This window comes from Pseudoalteromonas holothuriae, from assembly GCF_945859825.1.
In the GTDB taxonomy this organism is placed as follows: domain Bacteria; phylum Pseudomonadota; class Gammaproteobacteria; order Enterobacterales; family Alteromonadaceae; genus Pseudoalteromonas; species Pseudoalteromonas holothuriae.
Genome location: NZ_CAMAPC010000008.1, coordinates 12,685 through 33,623, shown reverse-complemented (window position 1 = coordinate 33,623; position 20,939 = coordinate 12,685). Strand labels below are relative to the sequence as shown.

Genomic DNA, 20,939 nt, shown 5'->3' with positions numbered 1-20,939 from the left:
CAGGTAATGTGTGTTTGTTTAATGATTAACCATCAAACAAACACGTACTTCAACTGATTAAAGCAAACCAATCAGCCATCACAATCATTATGAACGTGATGGATAAATACCCTGTAATGCAATTTGCCAATTCATGGGCAATACTGGGTTCATGATATTAATTGGGCTTGAACTGCCTGTACTTCCTATCGTAACTGTTCCGCCTGAAGTACCTCCACCAGACACAGTTAATCCTTCAATACTTGTTAAGCTTGCAGCCTGAAGGCCCGGCTTAAAGTATGCTTGGCTGCTATTAGCTGCAAGATAAGTTGAGGAGTCAGGTATTTTTGTATTGGCATCGTTTGTAGCAACTTGTAGCACACCAACCACGTCACTTCCTCCACCAGAAGGTGAAAAAGCAGCTGTATGTATGTGAGATGGAATTTGAGAAGTATCAAGAGATATTCTTTCAGTGCCCATTTTAATACCAAGATTATAGTTGAAGCCCCCAGGCATAGCCCCATGACCAACAGGGCTACGACCTCGTAAATCAGGCAAACCAAAAGTGGTACGAGCATCACCACCAAATGTTGATCCCAGTAATGAAAACAAAGCCGTATTCTCGCTAATTGCCTGCATCTGCCCCCAACACATACCCCAATTCTCAATGGTAAAAGTACCGCCGAAAGCAGTAAGTGTGCCAATAAATGGTTCAGTAGCCATATTTAATTCCTCATAATTTGTTTTATACTCTTGTTGCAAAACAACACAAACAGAGTGTGTAATTTAGTTTTGTTCTCAGTTATAACCCTGTCGCGAACTAATCGCGATGTGTGCTTACATACAACTTAAATTCACAATGTAAGCCGCCTACTCTGCCTGTGACTCTTGTTCATCAACGCCACTAGGCAAAAATACTGGTGGTATAAAAAACTCTGGTAGTGAAACACGCCGAGCTTCTCCTGATAGCACTTTATCTAAGCACACGGTACCAATATCATTCACGCTTAGCTCAAGTTGTGCATCGTCACTGCTTGGAAATCGCCAATAAAGTTCAGTTGTTTTGTAACGTAGTAATGCCATTTGTTCATACTGATCAAACTCACTGGGGCTTTCACAAGCTCTATCATGAAAGTTCTCTAATTTTTGTTCACCCAAAAATTGTACTAACAAAGACCCCATACCTGGCACATCAATGATTGCATTTTCTCCAGAGGCTATAGTGAGCTCCCCTTTCCCCTCAAGTGGTGCTATTTTTTCTCCATTGTCAGGACATGCACCACCATTAAAAGGATAAGCTATTAGCTCATATCCATAACGGTTGGTTAAACCTATCTTAATATTCATATCTATCTCGCTTCTGAGGTTAATATCAGAGCATAGTTAGACTGCAGAGGTGATAAATTATATTAGCCTAATAGCTAGGCTTTTAATTTATCGCCCCTTCTCAACTAAGCCACCATAAAAATTGTTATAAATAACGCATCAAACCAACATGCAAATTGCTTATCTACTATTTACTGCTACATCGTTATCAAATACTAAACCGGGCTCTAAACCAAATAAAAGCGCAAAGCGATACCCATCAAAACACCCTTGAGTAGCGCCTAAAATATCTAACTTTACGGCACCATCATGTGTTTTCACTATTAAGCCACTTTTTAAGCCAAGCTCAATAATGGTCCCTGGTGTAATACCTTTTAATACACACTCAACCTTTGAAGCCTGTAATAATTGAAAAGTACTTTGACGAAATATTAGTTGTGCACAAAACCGATCTAAGTTGCCCGCTTTGGCCATATTAACAATGTCACTTGTGTTACATGTGCTCCAATTAACCACTAAGTCGGAAGGTTGCAATGCAGGCGCTAATTTTGTGTACTCTGTAGTTTGTTTACACAATGCTAACTGATTGTTTTGTTTCAATTCGCAATACTGCGATATCAAATGAAGCAATGCTTGTGATGTCTTTTGATATAAACATTGAATGGTGTCAAAAGGGTGAATATCTATCTCTACATCACATGCTATGTCACCACAATCTAGCTCTTGTGTAACCTGATGCATGGTCAGTTTGGTTAACGTTTCGCCATTACGAAGCTGCCAATAGAGCGGCTGTGGGCCTCTATATTCTGGTAAGGGGCTTGGATGAATATTCATAAGCTCACCATTAAAATATTGCATTAGTGGCTTTCGAATTTTATGCCTAAATAAATAAACGACCCCACAATTAACGGCTAACCTATCTAGTTGCGACAGCAAAGCGTCATCGCCATTTTTACTATAAGGTAATGTGGTGATATTTTGCTGCTTTAACCATTGTTGCAGCTGCATTAAATCAGGGTTAGGCTGCCCATCGACTAATACCACGCAAGCTAATTGATTGGTTTGTAATAAATATTGCACAACAGGTAAGCTTTGGCAGCTACCCGTAAAAACTGCGAACTTTTGCATTGCTGCCTCCTTACAACTTTACAGGCACAAATCCAGGTAAACCGCTCAATTGATAATAAAACTGCACCATGTCGCCACTGTGAGCGACAAAATGGGTATGCTCTATATCTTTGGGTTTAGCATCTATGTAAAAAGTCATATCCGGTCTAGGATGCGTTACACCTGAGTCATATTGCTCTACACCTTCATCGGCAAAAGTGTCTATGTGAGCATATATAGCTAAAATACGCTTCCCCATATCTTTCACACCTGAGGGTAGCTTAATCTTGCTCGCAGGAATAACCTTCACTCCATCTTGCAATTCAAGTTCTTGCATATTGAGCAACGTTGACTTATTAATACTTAATATTTCACCAAGCTCTACTCGGTCTTGCTGCGCTTCGTTATTTACATTTAGCGAGTGGCTGTATTGTGCTTGCTTCCATTGCTGGTTAAACTCTGTTTCACCTACTACCATCATCCCTCTAACCGATACATTTTGCGGGATCATCAAGCCGTCAATTGTTAAAAACTGCACCAAGTGTTTAGCAATACTTAACTGACCTTCTTTGGTAAAGCCATGCTGCATCGCTTCAAGTACAAGAATATCAATTGATTCACTGGGCTTATACTCTGTCGCATCAGCTTCTTCTATTCGCAAAATATATTCACTCAGTTGCAAATCTTCTACTAGCTGTGTGAGCGCTAAAATTGCACCTGGATGAACGTCCACCAATATCACTTTAACCTGTTTATTAGTGAATTTTTTACTCTCTTTGTAATAACTTAATAACGGTAATAATAATGGTGCAAAAGGACCGCACGCGGGGTAGAGGATCGTAACTGAATCATTATGTTTAAGCTTACTATGTATTGCTCGGTCTAAACCGCGTGCATATCCTTGAATGCGATAAACATCTTTAATTGTGTGCTTGCAGTTATGAGGTGACATTATTAGCCCTGAGGCTGATACATACTGTTTGGTGAGTAATTCTTCACTAAGCTGTGCCAATGCCATAGATTGCACAGCTTGGTCATACATTGCCTCAAAAGCCTTAAGTAAAGTGCTATGCTCTATTTTTGTGTCGCTCAACACCAAAGTCATTGCATCAGTAAAACTTTTTTGTAAAACCTGCTGTCGCTGCCCAGTCGTTAATTTTGCTTTTAATAAGGACTCTAGCTGTGTGCGTATTGAGTGCTTCAATAACTCATCAACACGAGGCTCAGCGTAATCCAACACGGGACCGTGTTCAGCTTGTTGTTTTTCCATCTATGCTACCTAGCTCCAAGGGTCCTTGACTAAATCATTAACTTTAATGTTCAATTTGAACTTATTATCATTCTTCTTTTAGTCTAGCAAAACATGATAAAAGTACTAATTTTTTTAAAAAAAAGAATGACGTATTGAACTTGCATATACCTGTATTCAAAAAATCAATTCAAAATAGACCAACCACCTTTGACGTGCACAAAAGTACCAACTGTAAAGTTGGTACTGCATTTAATAGATAGGTTGCAGCCATAATTGCACTAATAATTCAATCTGCTACACACCTCTTATTTAGGTAAATCCACTATACTAAGAACATGAACAATATGAAATTACACCCAATTACACTTACATCAAATCAGGTGTATTTCTTATTTAGAGCAGGTAAATAGCGAGATTTCTACCTTACCTATATCGATGTAGGTGCCTTGGAGATAACAGGAGTCGATAGCTATGCTGTCAACATGCTTCACGGCCGAAGATGGATGGCTTGATTTTTAAGCAAATTAGTATAAAAAATAACAGTGCTCTGTGACATTTACAGGGAGTCCATATAAGCCCCGAATCTTTAATTAATCAAAAAACTAAAAAATAGCCGTTCCAAGTTGCTCAGATAAGTACTCAAGCGCCGCTATACCTGCAACTGAGTTACCAAATTTATCTAACCCCGGAGACCATACAGCAATGGTAAATTGACCAGGCACTACAGCAATAATAGTACCAGACACCCCTGATTTACCTGGCATACCGACTCGATACGCAAAATCGCCTGCTGCATCGTATAAACCACTGGTAAATAACAAAGAGTTTAACTGTTTAGTTTGTTTGGCACTGATCAGTTGTTGCTGGCTTTGTGCGCAATAACCTTGATTAGATAAATAAGAGAATGTACGGGCTAACTCAATGCAATTGAGCTCAATCGCGCAGTAATTAAAGTAAGACCAAAGCACTTCTTCTACTTCATTACTAAAATTACTAAATGACTTCATTAAATAAGCCATGGCTGCATTGCGGTAGCGATACTCAAACTCAGATTGTGCCACGCGCTTGTTGATGATCACTTTGGCATTGCCTGATTGGCGACGATACTGCTCTAACATAGTATGGATAGGAGCACCCAAACGAGAAAAAAGTGCATCGCAGGTTACAATAGCACCGGCATTAATAAAGGGGTTACGCGGAATACCATTTTCAAATTCGAGCTGTGTTAACGAATTAAAAGCAGTGCCAGAGGGCTCTTTACCTACTCTTTGCCATAGTTCATCTTCATATCGTTGCAACGCCATGGTTAACGTCATCACTTTTGATACCGACTGAACAGTAAAGCGTGTATTACAATTACCAGCAGTGAAACTGTTACCCTCATTAGTATGCAACGCAATTGCAAATTGCCCTATCTTTTGCTCAGCTAATGCAGGGATATAATCAGCAACTTTGCCTGCATGTAATAAAGGTTGTATGTGATTAAATGTGGCATCGAGCACCGCTTGATAATTGGGCATTAAAACAACTTCTAGTAACTGAAAATGTTGCCCAGTCTAGCATAAAAAAAGGGCCTGTTAAGGCCCTTAGGTAGTTGTTACGCATAAGCTCTATTACCTAGCGTAAATCCATCTCTTGAATTATTTCGTGTGCAATTTCCGGCGTAGTACTCACCGGCTTACTGTGTAAATCAGCTTTAAGCTGCCCTTTTCTATGTTTTAGTGAGGCATCTAACTTTTTAGCGGCGCTAGCTATTGCCGGGTACATCACGTCACCCTCTCCTTTAACGGCAATACGAACACCTGAATAAGTTGTTGTAATTTCTGTGTAAAACTTTTTATTCTCGTTACTTACAATAATATCTAATGCTAATAACGATGGAAAATGATTGGCGGTTTTGGCAAACTTCTCTTCAACGTGAGCTCTTACTGCATCTGTAATATCCACATGGTGACCCGAAAGATTTATCTTCATACATTTTTCCTTTTCTTGTTTACCTCAACAATAGTATTGAGGGCATTTAATAAAACCTCAAGGGTAAAATGTCAGATTCTTTTCATTAATGTGAAAATTGTGCGCTAGATCACAAAACTAAAACATACGCTCAAAAAGCGTAAATAAGATAAGATTTTGAATAAAAGGTGGAATTTTAGAGTGGGCCGCTAAAGTAATGTATTTATATCGGGCATAAAAAAAGCCTCGCATTTGCGAGGCTTTTAAAATGGTGCCCAGAGGCGGAATCGAACCACCGACACGAGGATTTTCAATCCTCTGCTCTACCGACTGAGCTATCTGGGCAAAAACTTTATTATATTAAAAATCTAATAGGATTTTCAATACTGTCTCAAATGGCTCTACAAACTGAGCTATCTGGGAAAAAACTTTATCGTATTAAGAATCTAATAGGATTTTCAATACTTTTTCAAATGGTCCTACTTACATAAGACTATATGAAAAACTTTGTGGCTTACGCCTAAATTAAATGGTGCCGACTATCCGAGTCGAACGGATGACCTACTGATTACAAGTCAGTTGCTCTACCAACTGAGCTAAGTCGGCACACTTAATAATGGTGCCCAGAGGCGGAATCGAACCACCGACACGAGGATTTTCAATCCTCTGCTCTACCGACTGAGCTATCTGGGCAAAAACTTTATCATATTAAAAATCTAATAGGATTTTCAATACTATCTCAAATGGCTCTACAAACTGGGCTATCTGAGAAAAAACTTTATCATATTAAAAATCTAATAGAATTTTCAATGCTCTCTAAAAATTAGCTGCTTATATTTTCATTCCTAGCTAGGAAATGGTGCCGACTATCCGAGTCGAACGGATGACCTACTGATTACAAGTCAGTTGCTCTACCAACTGAGCTAAGTCGGCGCACCTAAAAATGGTGCCCAGAGGCGGAATCGAACCACCGACACGAGGATTTTCAATCCTCTGCTCTACCGACTGAGCTATCTGGGCGTGCGGCGTATTAAAAGGGTTTTGCCCTTTTAAGTCAACCCTTTTTTTAAAACCTTTGTTTGTTTGCACAGTTTTCAGTCAGAGTGAACAAAATAGCGCTTCTTTGCTGAAGTTTTCATCGTACTAAAGTAGTTAGCCTCTAACTTCTAATTTTATATATATCTAGTCTACCTCTAAATACGGGGAGAAATTGTGCGAATTGAGTGTTAGGATTGAACTGCTAGAACACTTTGTGTCTATTCAACGATAAATCGTTAAACTGGAATACTTCAATAATGCAAAACTCTTCTCGAATAAAAGTATCAGGGTTAACCCCCTTAATTATTGCGACAGCGATACTAACTGGTGTCATTTGTGCGATTGCTAGTTATCTATTGCCCGCAAATAAAGTGGTGCCGCAACTTGATATACAAGCAAGTAAGTTATCAGCACCCGTTGCAAGCTTAATGGTTAAATCAAGTTTTGAAGACGCAAAAAAAATGCTAGAGAGTGTTGAGTACGCATCAAAAGACATTGAGTTCTTCTTATATAGTAGTACCGGAGTGAGTAAGCCAGAACTAATTTATCAATCATCATCAAACACGGTTCCCGCTTTATCGCGATTAGACACCATTTATAAAGAGCAAACGGTTGTCACACACCAGCCTCTTCATTTAGATGGCCAACTTGTTGGCGAACTTGTACTGCGTTATCAGCAGGCAAGCGCCTCCCCTTTATTTTGGTTAAGTTACCTTGGCTTTGCAATTGCCTTGGTCATTGCAATTATTATGGCGTGGTTTAGCAATCGTTATATAAGTCGTGATTTAATCAAGCATAACCAACGATTACAAGATGAGTTACAGCACATCATTAATAATCAAGACTACAGCGCACATATTGATGCAAAGCTGGGCTTAGGGCTTGATAGCATAGCAACATTAATAAACAATTTGCTCGGTCAAATACACTCTGTCATTAAAAGCGACCAAGCTGTTCATAATGAATTAAAACAACTGCAAACAAGCTTGGAAACTGAAGTACAAGCGCGTACTTTAGCACTAGAAAAAGCGACGTTGAACGCTGAGCGAGCCAGCGAGGCCAAGACGACCTTTTTAGCAACAATGAGCCATGAGATTAGAACCCCGATGAACGGCGTGATTGGTACCATTGATTTACTCAGGCAAACAGAGCTTGATGGCGCTCAACATCGTCTTAGCACAATTATACGCGATTCAGCCTTTTCGTTACTTGGCATACTCGACGATATTTTAGACTTTTCTAAAATTGAAGCCGGTAAATTACAAATCGATAATAGCGCCTTTTCTGTAACAGAAACCATTGAAGAGGTGGCAAGAGTACTTTCTTCTGTCGCCAAGAAAAGAAAACTTGATCTACAGTTATCCATTGCGCCTGATATTCCTACCAATTTAGTCGGCGATACAGTTCGAGTTAGGCAAGTTTTATATAACCTTTGCAGTAATGCGATTAAATTCACCAGCACTGATGAAGAAAAACAAGGTTTCGTGAAAATATCAGTAGAGGTGGCACAAAATACATCTGAACACTACACATTAAGATTTACCGTCAGTGACAACGGTAAAGGAATGAGCCAATCGCAATTACGAGAAATTTTTAACCCCTTCATTCAAGCCGAAGGCACTATTACACGAGAGTTTGGTGGTACAGGTCTTGGTTTATCTATTTGCAAAAGCTTAATTGAATTAATGCTTGGTTCAATAAATGTGACTAGTGATGTTGGTATGGGCAGTGAATTTGTTGTTGAACTTCCCTTTAGTGCAGAGGGCCAAGTAAAGCATGCCAACAAAGCCGTGTTAAATAAAAAAGAAGCTATCATCATCACTGACGATCATGATAGACAAAAAACTTTGCATCGCTACTTATCTTTTATGGGCGCTAACGTAGCAGCCCTTGGTACCTCAGATAATATGGATGACTATCAACAAAAACACTCTGTCGTATGGGTGCTAGATGGCCTAGAAGGCATGGAAAAGGTCAATGTACTGCTACGCTCATTACTGTATTCAATAGAGCACAATAACCAGCAAGTTGTAGTACTCAGTACGATGGACGAAGCCGCAATTAATCATAAAAATATTTTTTATTTAAATGCGGCACCACTATGCAAAACGAGCTTTATGACAGCTATTTTAGTTGCTGCGGGTTTACACAAACCAAAACAGTTAAAACCTAGCCGTACATTAAATGATTATTTAAGCGTAGAACAAGCCAAATCTGAGAATAGGCTGGTACTGCTAGTTGAAGATAATATTCTCAACCAGCAAGTATTAACTGATCAGTTACACCTGCTAGGTTATGGTGTAGAAGTTGCTGAAAATGGTGAACAAGGTTTAGAGGTATGGAAAAGCGGTCACTACCCTATTATTTTAACTGATTTACATATGCCAAGAATGTCAGGTTATGACATGGTAAAAGCAATACGAGACCTTGCCGAACAAAGCGACGATATTAATGCACAGCCATATATTATCGCCGTTACTGCAAACGCATTAAAAGGTGAAAGAGAGCGCTGCATAAGTGCGGGGATGAATGATTACATTACCAAGCCTGTGGAGCTAAATGTACTTGAGAGTACCTTACTGAAATACCTTAATACACTACCAAGTCACCAGCCGTCTGATATAAATAGTGACAACCCAGATACGTTGCTTGATGCGGTACCAGAAGATATTCAAACCCAAAGCATATCACCCATTAATTTAGACACACTCAGTAAATATGTAAATAATGACGAAGCAAAACAACGTCGCTTTTTTAAGATGTACTTAGAGCAAAGCGCTCAACTTACTCGGGAGATATATGGTGGCGTTATCTCATGCGAGCAAACAGCGATTATTGAGTCTTGTCATCAACTCAAATCAATCTCTACCACCATAGGAGCTGAACTAGTAGCAACTATTGCAACTGAATTTGAAGCACAATGTCAGGAAAAAACACTCTCCTCTGATGAGCTAATTCAATATCGCAATAAACTAGATAAAGCCTATACACAAGCAACTGAGTTTATCCAAGACTACCTACAGTCATCTACTCCAACAATTGAATAATACAATTAAAAGAGGCGCATATTGTGCCTCTTACATTCATATTTACCCATACTGGGTAATTCATAGTCTTATCTTCAACCTGCAACATCTAACCTTCAAACCACAACATATAGAGTAGCCTTATCACCAATGACACCATTATAAGCGGTAATATATACTTGCTATAACGCTGCATTTTATGAAGCCCCATTTTGTGCTGATAGCGCTCTAACAAAGGTACAAGAATAAGCAAAGCGACGATTAAAGAGACTAATATAACGATAACATTCATGGTAGAGCTGCTCTAAATAAGATATACCATTGTTATATCATGATTTATCTAAACAAAAAAAGCGCAGCTTTCGCTGCGCTATCAGTTGGAAATAAATCGCTTTATGCAAACTTGAGATTAAAAAAGGTAATCAACCAACAAGCGCCAGTAGAATCCCAGCAGCAACCGCGCTGCCTAGCACTCCAGCTACATTTGGCCCCATTGCGTGCATAAGTAAAAAGTTATGTGGATTAGCTTCTAAACCTACTTTATTTACTACGCGAGCAGCCATCGGCACAGCAGAGACGCCAGCAGCCCCCACTAATGGATTAATCGGATTGGTAGATAAGCGGTTCATTGCCTTTGCCATAAACACCCCAGATGCCGTGCCAATCGAAAATGCCAGTGCGCCCAACACTAAAATCCCCAATGTTTCCACCGTTAGAAAGTGCTCTGCAGCTAACTTTGAGCCTACTGCTAATCCCAAAAATATCGTCGTAATATTAATAATTTCGTTTTGTGCTGTATTACTTAACCTATCGACAACGCCACATTCTCGCATCAAATTACCCAAACAAAACATACCTACGAGCGGTGTTGCTGCTGGTAAAAAAAGAATAGTTAAGCTTAATACCATCAAGGGAAACAAAATTTTCTCCTTTGTAGATACTGCGCGTAGTTGTGGCATTGCAATACTGCGTTCTTGCTCTGAGGTTAAAGCCCGCATAATAGGAGGTTGTATAATTGGCACTAATGCCATATACGAATATGCAGCCACAGCAATTGCTCCTAACAGCTCTGGGGCAAGTTTAGAAGCTAAGAAAATAGCTGTTGGACCATCTGCCCCGCCAATAATTGCAATAGCAGAAGCATCTTTTAGCGTGAATTCAAAACCTGGTACAAAATTCAACGCGATAGCGCCAAACAAAGTAGCAAAAATACCAAATTGTGCAGCTGCTCCAAGCAATAACATTCTAGGGTTCGCGATAAGCGCACTAAAATCAGTCAGCGCGCCAACTCCCATAAATATTAATAAAGGAAAAACACCGCTATCAATACCAATGTAGTAGACGTAGTAAAGTAAGCCCCCAGGTTCTGATAGGCCCGCCACAGGAATATTTGTCAATATTGCGCCAAAGCCAATAGGCACAAGCAGTAGAGGCTCAAACCCTTTAGCGATTGCCAAGTACAATAAGCCACAGCCAACCGCCATCATTATCAACGCGGGAAAGGTCAAGTTGGCAAGCCCTGTGGCCTGCCATAAATTTAGTAAGCCGTCCATTGTGCCCCCTACGACAGTGCCAATATAGCGTCACCCGTTGTTACCGAGTCACCTTCTTTTACCATGACCTGTGATATACAGCCTGAATGTGTTGCTCGCACTTCAGTCTCCATTTTCATGGCCTCCATGATCAGCACCACATCCCCCTCTTCCACTTGATCGCCAGCTTTTACTTTGATTTTAAAAATATTACCAGCAAGAGGAGCATTCATCGTTTCTGAAGAGCTAACAGAAGCTGATTGTGGCATCAATTCACTGTCTTTGACCTTCACTTCTTGTAACTCTCCACCAGGTGCAACAACAACATCATATACTTTACCATCTACCTGCACACTATAGCGCTCAGGTGCTTTTGTGGATGGTTTAGCTGATTGTTTGCGTGCTGAGGCATCATCTGTTTTCGACTTTACTAAACTTGGTTTTGGCTCAAAAGCATCAGGGTTATTTCTATTTTTCAAAAACTTCAAGCCAACTTGTGGAAATAAGGCATACGTTAAAACATCATCAATTTGTGACTCGGCCAGTTCAATACTTTCATCTTGAGCCAACTTTGTTAGTTCTGCCTCAAGACTATCTAGTTCCGGCTCAATTAAGTCAGCTGGCCTACATGTAATTACTTGCTCACCAGCTAACACCCGTAATTGCAATTGAGAGTTCATCTTTGCAGGTGTGGCTCCATATTCACCTTTGAGTACGCCTGCAGTCTCTTTAGTAATCGTTTTATAACGTTCACCTGTGAGCACATTTAATACAGCCTGAGTGCCAACTATTTGAGAGGTGGGTGTTACTAAAGGTAGAAAGCCTAAGTCTTCACGAACACTAGGGATCTCTTTGAGTACCGCATCCAGCTTATCTTCTGCGCCTTGCTCTTTAAGCTGATTTTCCATGTTGGTTAACATGCCGCCAGGTACTTGTGCTAATAAAATACGGCCATCAACACCTTTTAGGCTACCTTCAAATGCGGCGTATTTCTTACGCACTTCTCTAAAGTAACTTGCTATATCTTCCAGCCCAGCTAAATCTAAGCCGGTATCACGCGCCGTACCTTGAGTGATTGCAACCATTGTTTCGGTTGCGCTGTGACCATAAGTCATACTCATTGACGAAATGGCCGTATCCAACATATCTATGCCGGCATCTATCGCTTTTTGATAAGTTGCCGTACTAAGCCCTGTCGTTGCATGGCATTGCATTGCAATTGGTATCGACACCGTGCTTTTCAATCCGCTAATAAGTTGCTCCGCATCATATGGCTTGAGCAAACCTGCCATATCTTTAATACAAATTGAATGACACCCCATAAGTTCCAATTTTTTTGCTTGCTCTAACCACATATCCAACGTATGTACAGGGCTTACCGTATAGGAAATTGTACCTTGAGCATGAGCACCCACTTTAATTGCGGCCTTAATAGCAGTTTCTAGATTGCGTATATCGTTCATCGCATCAAAAATGCGGAACACATCAACACCATTATGGTGGGCACGCTCTACAAATTTTTCGACCACATCATCAGCATAATGACGATAACCAAGTAAATTTTGACCTCGCAATAACATTTGCTGCTTAGTATTAGGCATTGCTTCTTTCAAAGCGCGAATACGATACCAAGGGTCTTCTCCTAAGTAACGAATACACGAGTCAAACGTCGCTCCCCCCCATGACTCAACGGACCAATATCCAGCCTTATCAAGTTGCTCAGCAATGGGTAGCATATCTTCCAAGCGCATGCGCGTTGCTAAAAGAGATTGATGCGCATCTCTGAGCACAAGCTCGGTAAGTTTCAATTGTGACATAGTAGACCCCTGTTATTTTTTTGTTCTGTGTTGTGCAATGGCCGCTGAAATAGCAGCAATGTGATCGCTAGGTACCCCTGTTGAGGGTTTAGAAGGCGCACGATCTGATGTATCGCAGGTTAATTCCGGTCCAGCAAACCTTGCCAAATTTTTTACTGCAAGTATTAAAATTGATAAAAAAACAAATACGCCCACCATGCCTGTTAGCATTAAGTTGGCTGCCTCTAGCAATAAACTAACGATATCCATACTGCTCCCCTTTCTAAGCACACATTTTAATGCACCGATTTATTAATCGTTTTTTATAAATATTTATGCACTATCATAACAAATCATTTTGACATGTAAATAACATTGTAAATTGGTCTTACCAAAAAAGTTAATGTATCAATTTCATACGCTTAACTTAACTACCCTGTTTAATTTAGCAAATTCGACCTATAAATATGAAAAATATTCAAAATAGCAACTAAAAATAAAACTAGCCAAACCAAATAAAAACAGCATCAATTCAAAAATCCGTTAACAATAAATTGGTCTTACCAAAGATATATTCAAGCCTCGTTTAAACCTCTTGATGGCGCATAATTGAATAGTGGCTTCATAGCCCTAATACGCTACAATAGCGGCCGTTTAGCGATGGTTGGAGTTATAAATGTTTACTGAGAAATTCACTCTAGATAAAAGCTACTTTGCAGAGTGTTTTAATGAGTCTGTGGCTTTTAGTGATAAGGCTAAACTTAAGTACCCGCTATTAATTTTTTTAATGTTCCTTTCTGTACTCTCATGGTATTTACTTAATAAACCTTATCTAGCGAGCTTTTTAGCTGTGATTGCAATATTGGAAGTTATTGCTTTTACATATAAAAGACCATGGTGGATAACAAGGCAAATGCTGAGTCGAGCATCAGGTAGTATCGTCACATTACATATTGATAACGATGGCATAAAAGCGGTTAACCCATATAAAAAATACCACTTTTCATGGCTAGAGATTACTCAAGCGACAAAGACTGAAAAAGGAATAATCTTGAAGACTAAAAAAGGCATGCAGTATATTTCTAAGGCTGCAATTAGTAGTGAAGGTTATAGTTTCATTTTAGCAAAAACAAAAATATAGCCACTAGGTGGCTATATTTATCTTATAAGTTGAGCGGCTTACATATTGCCAGTCGAAGGGTTCGATTTCTCAGCCTGAATACGCATGTAAATTTCTTCACGGTGTACTGATACATCTTTTGGTGCATTAACACCGATGCGTACCTGATTGCCCTTTACACCTAGCACAGTTACGGTTACTTCATCACCAATCATGAGGGTTTCACCTACTCGACGAGTTAGTATTAGCATTCTCTTGCTCCTGTATTCCAATAATTAAAAGATTCCGCGTCAAAACCATTTTAATGAAAAGTGAGCATAAAAGTAAGCAAAAAACATAGCTTAGCTGCACTTTACGGCAAAAATGTTACATGTAGTTGGTTAATTACGCTGTGAAGCTGCGTTTCGGTCACCAAAATTGACACTTTAATTTGTGCCGTACTCATTAACTTTGGGGTAACTTGCTTATCTGCTAATACAGTTAATGACTTTGCCAATACCTCTGGCTGTGACTGAACCCCTAATCCAACTAACGAGATTTTTGCCATATTTAGCTCAAATACCACTTCATTAATGCTATGTGCAAATGGTTCCGACTGCAATAATGCCAAAACTGCTAGGTGATCATTGCTCTGCACTGTAAAAGCATAGCTTAAAATATCCACTTGGCGACTCAACTGGTGCAGCATATCTACTTCAATTTGTGATTTAGCTAATTCACTAAGAAATTGAGCAAAAATTTTAGCTTCACTGGTACTAAATTGATAAAAAACAACATCTTTATTTGTTGCTATCCCAGTGACGGGATTATCAGACATGGGCGTTTCCTTAAAGCTTATCAAAGTACCTTCATCAGGTGTAAAGCTTGATAATACTCTCAATGGTAATTTATAGCGCCCCGCAGCTTCAACAGAGCGTAAATGAAGTACTTTAGCGCCAAGGCTCGCTAACTCAAGCATCTCTTCAAACCTGATTTGTGGCAGTCTTTTGGCCTGTTCAACCAGTCTCGGATCTGCGGTGTAAACACCATCTACATCAGTATAAATCTGGCATTCATCAGCTTGGATCGCACCGGCTATTTCAACCGCGGTGGTGTCAGTGCCACCTCGCCCCAAAGTCGTAACATTGCCTTCTACATCACGACCTTGAAAGCCCGCTACAATAGCTATACGGTTATGTTCAAGTTCTTGCTTTAGGCGTTCTGTATCTATGTACTCAACACGTGCACGGCCAAACATATTGTCTGTTTTGATGGCAATTTGTTCAGCCAGTAAGCTCACCGCAGAATAGCCACGCTTAATAATAGCCATCGCCAACAATGCAATACTCACTTGCTCACCCGTGCTTAACAATACATCGAGCTCTCTGGCGCTGGGGGCTTCATCAATCTGAGTTGCTAAGTTAAACAAGCGGTTGGTTTCGCCAGACATGGCAGATACAACGACGACCACTTTATGGCCTTGTTGCTGGGTTTTAATGATAAGATCTGAGACAGCTTCGATACGCTCTATTGAACCTACCGAAGTGCCTCCAAATTTTTGTACTATTAATGCCACAGGTTACTGAGTTTTCTCAGTAACCCACTGGTTAACGCTCTCTAGTGCAGCGTCTAAGTTTTGCGGCTCACTACCACCGGCTTGTGCCATATCTGGACGGCCACCGCCTTTACCACCAACTTGTGCTGCCATGTGATTAACCAGCTCACCCGCTTTAACTTGACCCACTAAGTCTTTTGTAACACCTGCTATCAGGCTCACTTTATCACCATTAGCAACACCTAATGCAATAACGCCTGAGCCCATCTTATTTTTTAAGTCATCAACCATACCACGAAGCGCTTTTGACTCTGTACCTGCTACGTTTGCAACCAGTAATTTAACGCCGTTTATTTCAACCGCTGACTCTAGTAACGAAGCACCCGCAGCACTGGCCAATTTATCGTTTAATTGTATAATTTGCTTCTCAAGACCTTTGTGCTTTTCAATCAAGCTTGTTACTTTATCAAGTACATTGTTTGAATCACCTTTTAATAAAGCTGCAATGTTATTTAATTGCTGTTCTTGTTCAACCACATAGTTAAGCGCGTCAGCCCCTGTGACCGCCTCAATACGACGAACGCCAGCAGCGATACCACCTTCAGAAACTATTTTGAATAGACCAATGTCGCCGGCACGCTTCACATGGGTGCCGCCACATAGTTCAATTGAATAGTTACCAATAGAGACCACGCGTACCTCGTCATCATACTTTTCACCAAACAGTGCCATCGCCCCTTTTTCTTTTGCAGCATCAATGTCCATAAGTTCAGTATTGAGTGCAAAGTTAGTGCGAATTTGCGCGTTCACCATTTCTTCAACTTCACGCAATTGTTGCTTGGTAACACCTTCAAAATGTGAGAAATCAAAACGCAAGCGATCCGCCATCACTAAAGACCCTTTTTGCGTTACATGGTCGCCCAATATTTGCCGTAATGCTTCATGCACTAAATGCGTTGCAGTATGGTTCTTTTTAATGTTTTCTCGGCGTTGCGCATCTATTTGTGCATCTACTTTTTCATTGATGCTAATACGCCCTGTCACTGAACCATGGTGTGCAAAAGCATTACCTAATTTAGTGGTATCAGAAACGACAAATTCACCATTAGCTACTTTCAATATCCCTGTATCACCGACTTGACCGCCAGATTCAGCGTAAAACGGAGTGCGGTCAAGAACAACAATACCCTGTTGACCCGCTTCTAGCACAGGTACTGTTCTACCTTCATAGAATAACTCAATCACAGTACCGCTATAGTGTTCAGCGTCATAACCTTTAAAGTCTGTGGTTTTTTCTGATTTTAGTTGCTCGTTGTAATCGGCACCAAACTTGCCTGCTTGTTGTGCTTTTTTACGCTGTACTTCCATACATTCTTGGAAGCCTTTTTCATCAATTGTCATGAAGCGTTCGCGCGCCACATCGGCGGTTAAATCAGCCGGAAATCCATAAGTGTCATACAACTTAAACACCAGTTCGCCAGGAATAACATCACCTTTAATACCCGCTAAACTTTCTTCCAAAATAGCAAGGCCACGGTCAAGTGTTTTGCCAAACTGTTCTTCTTCAATACGAAGTACTTTTTCAATAATGGCTTGTTGCTTGGCAAGTTCAGGATAGGCTTGACCCATTTGCTCAATTAACGCGGCTACCAACTTATAGAAAAAGGCCCCTTGAGCACCGAGTTTATTACCATGACGTACAGCACGACGAATAATACGACGTAATACATAGCCACGGCCTTCATTGGAGGGCATCACACCATCAGAGACTAAAAATGCGCACGAACGAATGTGGTCCGCAACAACACGCAATGATTTATCCTCTAAATCTTGTGCATGTGTTACTTTTGCCGCAGCTTGGATCAAACCTTGGAACAAGTCAATTTCATAGTTTGAGTGCACCCCTTGCAAAATCGCAGAAATACGCTCAAGACCCATACCTGTGTCTACCGACTGTTTAGGCAATGGTTCCATCGTGCCATCCGCATGACGGTTGTACTGCATGAATACCAAATTCCAAATTTCGATAAAGCGGTCACCGTCTTCTTCAGGTGTACCAGGGCGACCGCCCCAAATATGTTCACCGTGATCATAGAAAATTTCAGAGCAAGGACCACATGGACCCGTATCGCCCATTGACCAAAAGTTATCAGCCGTATCAATACGAATGATATTATCTTGTGCAATACCCACTTCTTTGTGCCAAATATCAAACGCTTCATCATCAGTATGATAAATAGTAACGAGTAGTTTTTCTTTTGGTAATTGCAAAACGTCAGTTAAAAACTGCCATGCAAACTTAATCGCATCTTGTTTGAAGTAATCACCAAAGCTAAAGTTACCTAGCATTTCAAAAAACGTATGGTGACGGGCTGTATAGCCTACATTTTCTAAATCATTGTGCTTACCACCGGCACGCACACATCGTTGAGAGCTGGTTGCTCTACTATAAGGACGGCTTTCTGCGCCTAAAAAAACATCTTTAAATTGCACCATACCCGCATTGTTAAATAACAAAGTGGCATCATTGCCCGGGATCAACGAGCTTGAAGGCACAACTTGATGTTGTTGTTTGGCAAAATAGTCTAAAAACGCTTGCCTGATCTGTGCGGTAGTCATGTGCTGCATGTGATTATTCACCCATTGTTGCTGCTTGCATTGCAAAATCTATTTCTTCATAGCTAAAACCACGATACATCATGTAACGAACGCGTTTAGCTTTGTCTTTATAATCGAGTTTATTTGGCGTACTGGCATATTTTCGGTTATACGTTGCCAGCGATAGCTCAAACCAGTCTATTTCCTGCGTTTCAATAAGCTGCATCAATAGGGCTCGATCAACCCCTTTGTTCCCTGCCTCGGCTAGCACTCGCTTAAGTCCTAACCCTTTGTTTATCTGCCTTCTTAAAAAGCTCTCACAATACCGATTATCATCAATATAGCCAAGTGACTCTAACCACTGGAGTAAATCTTCAATAAAGCTTTCGTCAGCTTGTTTAGCTTTGAGCTTTTGTGTGAGCTCTTTTTTAGAGTATTCCTGCCTACCCAATAACCAAAGAACATAGTTTTTAAGCTTTTGTTTTTCGCTGTCATCCATTAGGCGTCAAAGCGCCCATTCTGGCCTGATGTATTAGTATCACTTTGAACTTCATCGTTAGGTTGGCGTTCAGTAGGCATAAAAATAGCCTGAAAAGACACAAAAAAACTAATATAAGCTATCGGCATAATGACTAACAGTGGCACCATACTCAATGGCACGGCAGCCGCAATTAAGAGTCCAATCAGTAAACTATAAACACCTAATGGAGCCATATTAACAAAGAAAATCTGCAGTGATTGCCCCAGTGCTTTAAATATTCGTTTTTCACCTTTAAAAAATACAATCGGTAATGCATAAGCAAATGCCATCATATTAATAGAATGAGCAATCACAAATAACATCACATCAGCCATTGAAATATTTGCCAAGATTGCACTAATAAGGTGCTCTGGCGACTGCTCCGGTGTGGCATTAACCATGATATTAAGCGCATCTTCAAATAATAACCCGGCAGCCCAAGTTAGCACTATCACCACACCTAATTGATATAATCCTAAGCGAAACAAATTTAAGCGCCGCCCTTTGGCTGAAAATGCCGCTAAAATACTGGCTAGAGAAATAACTTTACCCTGCTGCTTAGACAACACCGCTAAATAAAAACCTGCAGTCAAAAACGGCGCTGCAAAAGCCGCAAACAATTGCAGCGGCGGCATAGCCAGTGGTATTAAAGCCACTGCTATCATAAACACATGCATAATAATAAATGTCATGGGTTGGGTTTTAAAAATTTCCCATCCGGCTTTAAGCCACTGCACACCCATAGCAGCTTTAAAAACTCTAAACTTGGCAGACATAATAACTCTACGTTAGTAAAAACACTGTGATTATACCTATTAGAACGCAAAATGCGACCAACTGGCCGCACTTTAAAAAAGCAAAACTCGTCTATTTATTTAGGCTTGGAAACTTTTTTAATGTCGAGCATATGCGCGCCATGCTTAACCTTTGTTTCTAGGTAGCTTCGGTTTCCCACAATACCCGCTTTAACATGCGCTTGCGTACCGATGACTGCTTCAACATCAATACCCGCATCTCGTAATGCATTAAGTTTATTTGGGTTGTTGGTCATCAACTTAACTTGTTTTAAACCAAGCGCCTTTAGCATCAATACCGCATCAGAAAAATCTCTTAAATCATCAGCAAAGCCAAGATGATTATTCGCTTCGTAAGTATTCATCCCTTGTGACTGCAAAACATAAGCATCTATTTTATTATAAAGACCAATGCCTCGGCCTTCTTGGCGCAAATAAAGTAGTACTCCACCTTGTTGATGCATGCTTTCAATACATTCATTTAATTGCTCACCGCAATCACAACGTGAAGAATGAAACACATCTCCTGTCAAGCACTCTGAATGCATTCTAATTAAAGGAGTAGCTTGCGCTTGATCCGCTTTGTTGAATATCAATGCGACATGCTCTTGGCCATCATTAAGACCACTAAAGGAAACTATTTCCGCAGGAATATTACTCTGTTGCCCTACGTTTAACTGCACTCTCGCTCTTACTTCTGCCACGACTTGTCAGACCTTAAAAAAACATTAATGTGATAGTATCACAATTTCATGATGGTAATATAGATATGGTACCCAAAACTTCTAAAAACAAGTGATGAGTACGCTTTAAAAAATAACTTAACTAAAAGTTCTTGAGTGAAGATTCATTATACTGAGCCAAATCAAGCTGCACCTGATAACGACTTACCAAGGTATCTAGTTGTGCTTGCCAAATGCTCAAATCATCCAAAGTAATGGTGTTGTCATCAAGCTCCCACAATTGTTTCGAGCCGCTATAGCTAAACTGCATCGCTAACATAGCATCAGCATCACCCTCTTGGGCTGCTTTTTTTAACTTAGCCATTTTACGCGTTACTTTGTTTAGCGACTGTTTTAGCTCCCAGACATAATTTACTTCATACATAAATGAATGAGTGCGATACTTTTTTAAGACTAAAGCTATTGCAACAACACTGACAATTACCCCCAGTAAGTTCCAATGAAAATGACTGCCGTCGGCATCTGGGAATATTACAATCAAGGCCTGTGCAATACCTAAACTTCCTGTGGCCAACGAAGCTACGCATGCCACAATTACTTTATTTAAATGGTTGCGGTAGCGTGCTTTATCAATCTTTTTTAACTGCATAATGACCCCTTATCGACAAGCCACTATTGTAT

At 40.2% G+C, this 20,939-nt stretch carries 19 protein-coding genes and 5 tRNA genes; 2 read left to right on the top strand and 22 right to left on the bottom strand.

Annotated elements, in window-relative coordinates; all coding sequences use genetic code 11:
- Positions 1-87: 87 nt before the first annotated feature.
- From OCI93_RS11755 to OCI93_RS11705, 11 genes are all read right to left on the bottom strand, one after another.
- The gene (locus OCI93_RS11755) at positions 88-702 is read right to left on the bottom strand and encodes a phage tail protein (protein ID WP_261626481.1); all 615 of its coding nucleotides are present in this window, start codon (positions 700-702) and stop codon (positions 88-90) included.
- Positions 703-849: 147 nt separating this feature from the next.
- A complete protein-coding gene (locus OCI93_RS11750; RefSeq protein WP_054456094.1) occupies positions 850-1,326 on the bottom strand; it encodes a hypothetical protein in 477 nt (158 codons plus the stop codon).
- A 159-nt stretch (positions 1,327-1,485) separates the two neighbouring features.
- Positions 1,486-2,433, bottom strand: coding sequence for a formyltransferase family protein (locus OCI93_RS11745; RefSeq protein ID WP_261626480.1), 948 nt, complete (start codon positions 2,431-2,433; stop codon positions 1,486-1,488).
- Between the two features lie 10 nt (positions 2,434-2,443).
- Positions 2,444-3,682: an SAM-dependent methyltransferase gene (locus OCI93_RS11740; protein WP_261626479.1), complete on the bottom strand. Its 1,239-nt coding sequence runs from the start codon at positions 3,680-3,682 to the stop codon at positions 2,444-2,446.
- A 584-nt stretch (positions 3,683-4,266) separates the two neighbouring features.
- Positions 4,267-5,184 carry a glutaminase B gene (glsB, locus tag OCI93_RS11735; protein WP_261626478.1) on the bottom strand — a complete coding sequence of 306 codons (918 nt, stop codon included), beginning with the start codon at positions 5,182-5,184 and terminating at the stop codon, positions 4,267-4,269.
- Positions 5,185-5,281: 97 nt separating this feature from the next.
- Entirely contained in the window at positions 5,282-5,638 is a 357-nt protein-coding gene (gene hpf / locus OCI93_RS11730) for a ribosome hibernation-promoting factor, HPF/YfiA family (RefSeq protein ID WP_261595237.1), read from the bottom strand.
- 248 nt (positions 5,639-5,886) lie between these two features.
- Positions 5,887-5,962, bottom strand: a tRNA-Phe gene (locus OCI93_RS11725).
- 185 nt (positions 5,963-6,147) lie between these two features.
- Positions 6,148-6,223 (bottom strand) — tRNA-Thr (locus OCI93_RS11720).
- 11 nt (positions 6,224-6,234) lie between these two features.
- A tRNA-Phe gene (locus OCI93_RS11715) sits at positions 6,235-6,310 on the bottom strand.
- A gap of 164 nt (positions 6,311-6,474) precedes the next feature.
- Positions 6,475-6,550: transfer RNA gene (locus OCI93_RS11710), tRNA-Thr, on the bottom strand.
- A gap of 11 nt (positions 6,551-6,561) precedes the next feature.
- Positions 6,562-6,637, bottom strand: a tRNA-Phe gene (locus OCI93_RS11705).
- 275 nt (positions 6,638-6,912) lie between these two features.
- On the opposite strand from OCI93_RS11705, the gene OCI93_RS11700 reads away from it, so the two are divergent.
- Complete coding sequence (locus OCI93_RS11700) at positions 6,913-9,702, top strand: ATP-binding protein (protein ID WP_261626477.1); 2,790 nt, start codon at positions 6,913-6,915, stop codon at positions 9,700-9,702.
- 88 nt (positions 9,703-9,790) lie between these two features.
- Here the strand turns inward: OCI93_RS11700 and OCI93_RS11695 are convergent, their stop codons facing one another.
- The 4 genes from OCI93_RS11695 to OCI93_RS11680 form a co-directional block, all read right to left on the bottom strand.
- A complete protein-coding gene (locus tag OCI93_RS11695; protein ID WP_261592153.1) occupies positions 9,791-9,973 on the bottom strand; it encodes a hypothetical protein in 183 nt (60 codons plus the stop codon).
- A gap of 130 nt (positions 9,974-10,103) precedes the next feature.
- The gene (locus OCI93_RS11690) at positions 10,104-11,234 is read right to left on the bottom strand and encodes a sodium ion-translocating decarboxylase subunit beta (protein WP_261592152.1); all 1,131 of its coding nucleotides are present in this window, start codon (positions 11,232-11,234) and stop codon (positions 10,104-10,106) included.
- Between the two features lie 8 nt (positions 11,235-11,242).
- On the bottom strand, positions 11,243-13,030 hold the full coding sequence (gene oadA / locus OCI93_RS11685) for a sodium-extruding oxaloacetate decarboxylase subunit alpha (protein WP_261626476.1): 1,788 nt from the start codon (positions 13,028-13,030) through the stop codon (positions 11,243-11,245).
- A 12-nt stretch (positions 13,031-13,042) separates the two neighbouring features.
- Positions 13,043-13,279, bottom strand: a complete 237-nt coding sequence (locus tag OCI93_RS11680) for an OadG family protein (RefSeq protein WP_261592150.1) — start codon at positions 13,277-13,279, stop codon at positions 13,043-13,045.
- Positions 13,280-13,685: 406 nt separating this feature from the next.
- Here OCI93_RS11680 and OCI93_RS11675 point away from each other — a divergent pair, with 406 nt between their 5' ends.
- Entirely contained in the window at positions 13,686-14,150 is a 465-nt protein-coding gene (locus OCI93_RS11675) for a YcxB family protein (protein ID WP_261626475.1), read from the top strand.
- A gap of 38 nt (positions 14,151-14,188) precedes the next feature.
- On the opposite strand, the gene csrA is transcribed toward OCI93_RS11675, so the two are convergent.
- From csrA to OCI93_RS11640, 7 genes are all read right to left on the bottom strand, one after another.
- Complete coding sequence (gene csrA / locus OCI93_RS11670) at positions 14,189-14,380, bottom strand: carbon storage regulator CsrA (RefSeq protein ID WP_063359311.1); 192 nt, start codon at positions 14,378-14,380, stop codon at positions 14,189-14,191.
- Positions 14,381-14,481: 101 nt separating this feature from the next.
- On the bottom strand, positions 14,482-15,684 hold the full coding sequence (locus tag OCI93_RS11665; RefSeq protein ID WP_261626474.1) for an aspartate kinase: 1,203 nt from the start codon (positions 15,682-15,684) through the stop codon (positions 14,482-14,484).
- A 3-nt stretch (positions 15,685-15,687) separates the two neighbouring features.
- Positions 15,688-18,291 carry an alanine--tRNA ligase gene (gene alaS / locus OCI93_RS11660; protein ID WP_261626473.1) on the bottom strand — a complete coding sequence of 868 codons (2,604 nt, stop codon included), beginning with the start codon at positions 18,289-18,291 and terminating at the stop codon, positions 15,688-15,690.
- 4 nt (positions 18,292-18,295) lie between these two features.
- Positions 18,296-18,760 (bottom strand): regulatory protein RecX, encoded by a 465-nt coding sequence (locus OCI93_RS11655; RefSeq protein WP_261592146.1) that lies wholly within the window; start codon positions 18,758-18,760, stop codon positions 18,296-18,298.
- A complete protein-coding gene (locus OCI93_RS11650) occupies positions 18,760-19,557 on the bottom strand; it encodes a hypothetical protein (RefSeq protein WP_261592145.1) in 798 nt (265 codons plus the stop codon). Before OCI93_RS11650 ends, OCI93_RS11655 begins: the two co-directional genes overlap by 1 nt.
- Positions 19,558-19,652: 95 nt before the next feature.
- Positions 19,653-20,279, bottom strand: coding sequence for a GTP cyclohydrolase II (locus OCI93_RS11645; protein WP_261592144.1), 627 nt, complete (start codon positions 20,277-20,279; stop codon positions 19,653-19,655).
- A gap of 121 nt (positions 20,280-20,400) precedes the next feature.
- On the bottom strand, positions 20,401-20,907 hold the full coding sequence (locus tag OCI93_RS11640) for a DUF3087 domain-containing protein (protein ID WP_261626472.1): 507 nt from the start codon (positions 20,905-20,907) through the stop codon (positions 20,401-20,403).
- Positions 20,908-20,939 lie beyond the last annotated feature (32 nt).

Bases quoted from the DNA above. Each gene is read 5' to 3' on its own strand.
- OCI93_RS11755 (WP_261626481.1), bottom strand. From the start codon at position 702: ATGGCTACTGAACCATTTATTGGCACACTTACTGCTTTCGGCGGTACT.
- OCI93_RS11750 (WP_054456094.1), bottom strand. From the start codon at position 1,326: ATGAATATTAAGATAGGTTTAACCAACCGTTATGGATATGAGCTAATA.
- OCI93_RS11745 (WP_261626480.1), bottom strand. From the start codon at position 2,433: ATGCAAAAGTTCGCAGTTTTTACGGGTAGCTGCCAAAGCTTACCTGTT.
- OCI93_RS11740 (WP_261626479.1), bottom strand. From the start codon at position 3,682: ATGGAAAAACAACAAGCTGAACACGGTCCCGTGTTGGATTACGCTGAG.
- glsB (WP_261626478.1), bottom strand. From the start codon at position 5,184: ATGCCCAATTATCAAGCGGTGCTCGATGCCACATTTAATCACATACAA.
- hpf (WP_261595237.1), bottom strand. From the start codon at position 5,638: ATGAAGATAAATCTTTCGGGTCACCATGTGGATATTACAGATGCAGTA.
- OCI93_RS11700 (WP_261626477.1), top strand. From the start codon at position 6,913: ATGCAAAACTCTTCTCGAATAAAAGTATCAGGGTTAACCCCCTTAATT.
- OCI93_RS11695 (WP_261592153.1), bottom strand. From the start codon at position 9,973: ATGAATGTTATCGTTATATTAGTCTCTTTAATCGTCGCTTTGCTTATT.
- OCI93_RS11690 (WP_261592152.1), bottom strand. From the start codon at position 11,234: ATGGACGGCTTACTAAATTTATGGCAGGCCACAGGGCTTGCCAACTTG.
- oadA (WP_261626476.1), bottom strand. From the start codon at position 13,030: ATGTCACAATTGAAACTTACCGAGCTTGTGCTCAGAGATGCGCATCAA.
- OCI93_RS11680 (WP_261592150.1), bottom strand. From the start codon at position 13,279: ATGGATATCGTTAGTTTATTGCTAGAGGCAGCCAACTTAATGCTAACA.
- OCI93_RS11675 (WP_261626475.1), top strand. From the start codon at position 13,686: ATGTTTACTGAGAAATTCACTCTAGATAAAAGCTACTTTGCAGAGTGT.
- csrA (WP_063359311.1), bottom strand. From the start codon at position 14,380: ATGCTAATACTAACTCGTCGAGTAGGTGAAACCCTCATGATTGGTGAT.
- alaS (WP_261626473.1), bottom strand. From the start codon at position 18,291: ATGCAGCACATGACTACCGCACAGATCAGGCAAGCGTTTTTAGACTAT.
- OCI93_RS11655 (WP_261592146.1), bottom strand. From the start codon at position 18,760: ATGGATGACAGCGAAAAACAAAAGCTTAAAAACTATGTTCTTTGGTTA.
- OCI93_RS11650 (WP_261592145.1), bottom strand. From the start codon at position 19,557: ATGTCTGCCAAGTTTAGAGTTTTTAAAGCTGCTATGGGTGTGCAGTGG.
- OCI93_RS11640 (WP_261626472.1), bottom strand. From the start codon at position 20,907: ATGCAGTTAAAAAAGATTGATAAAGCACGCTACCGCAACCATTTAAAT.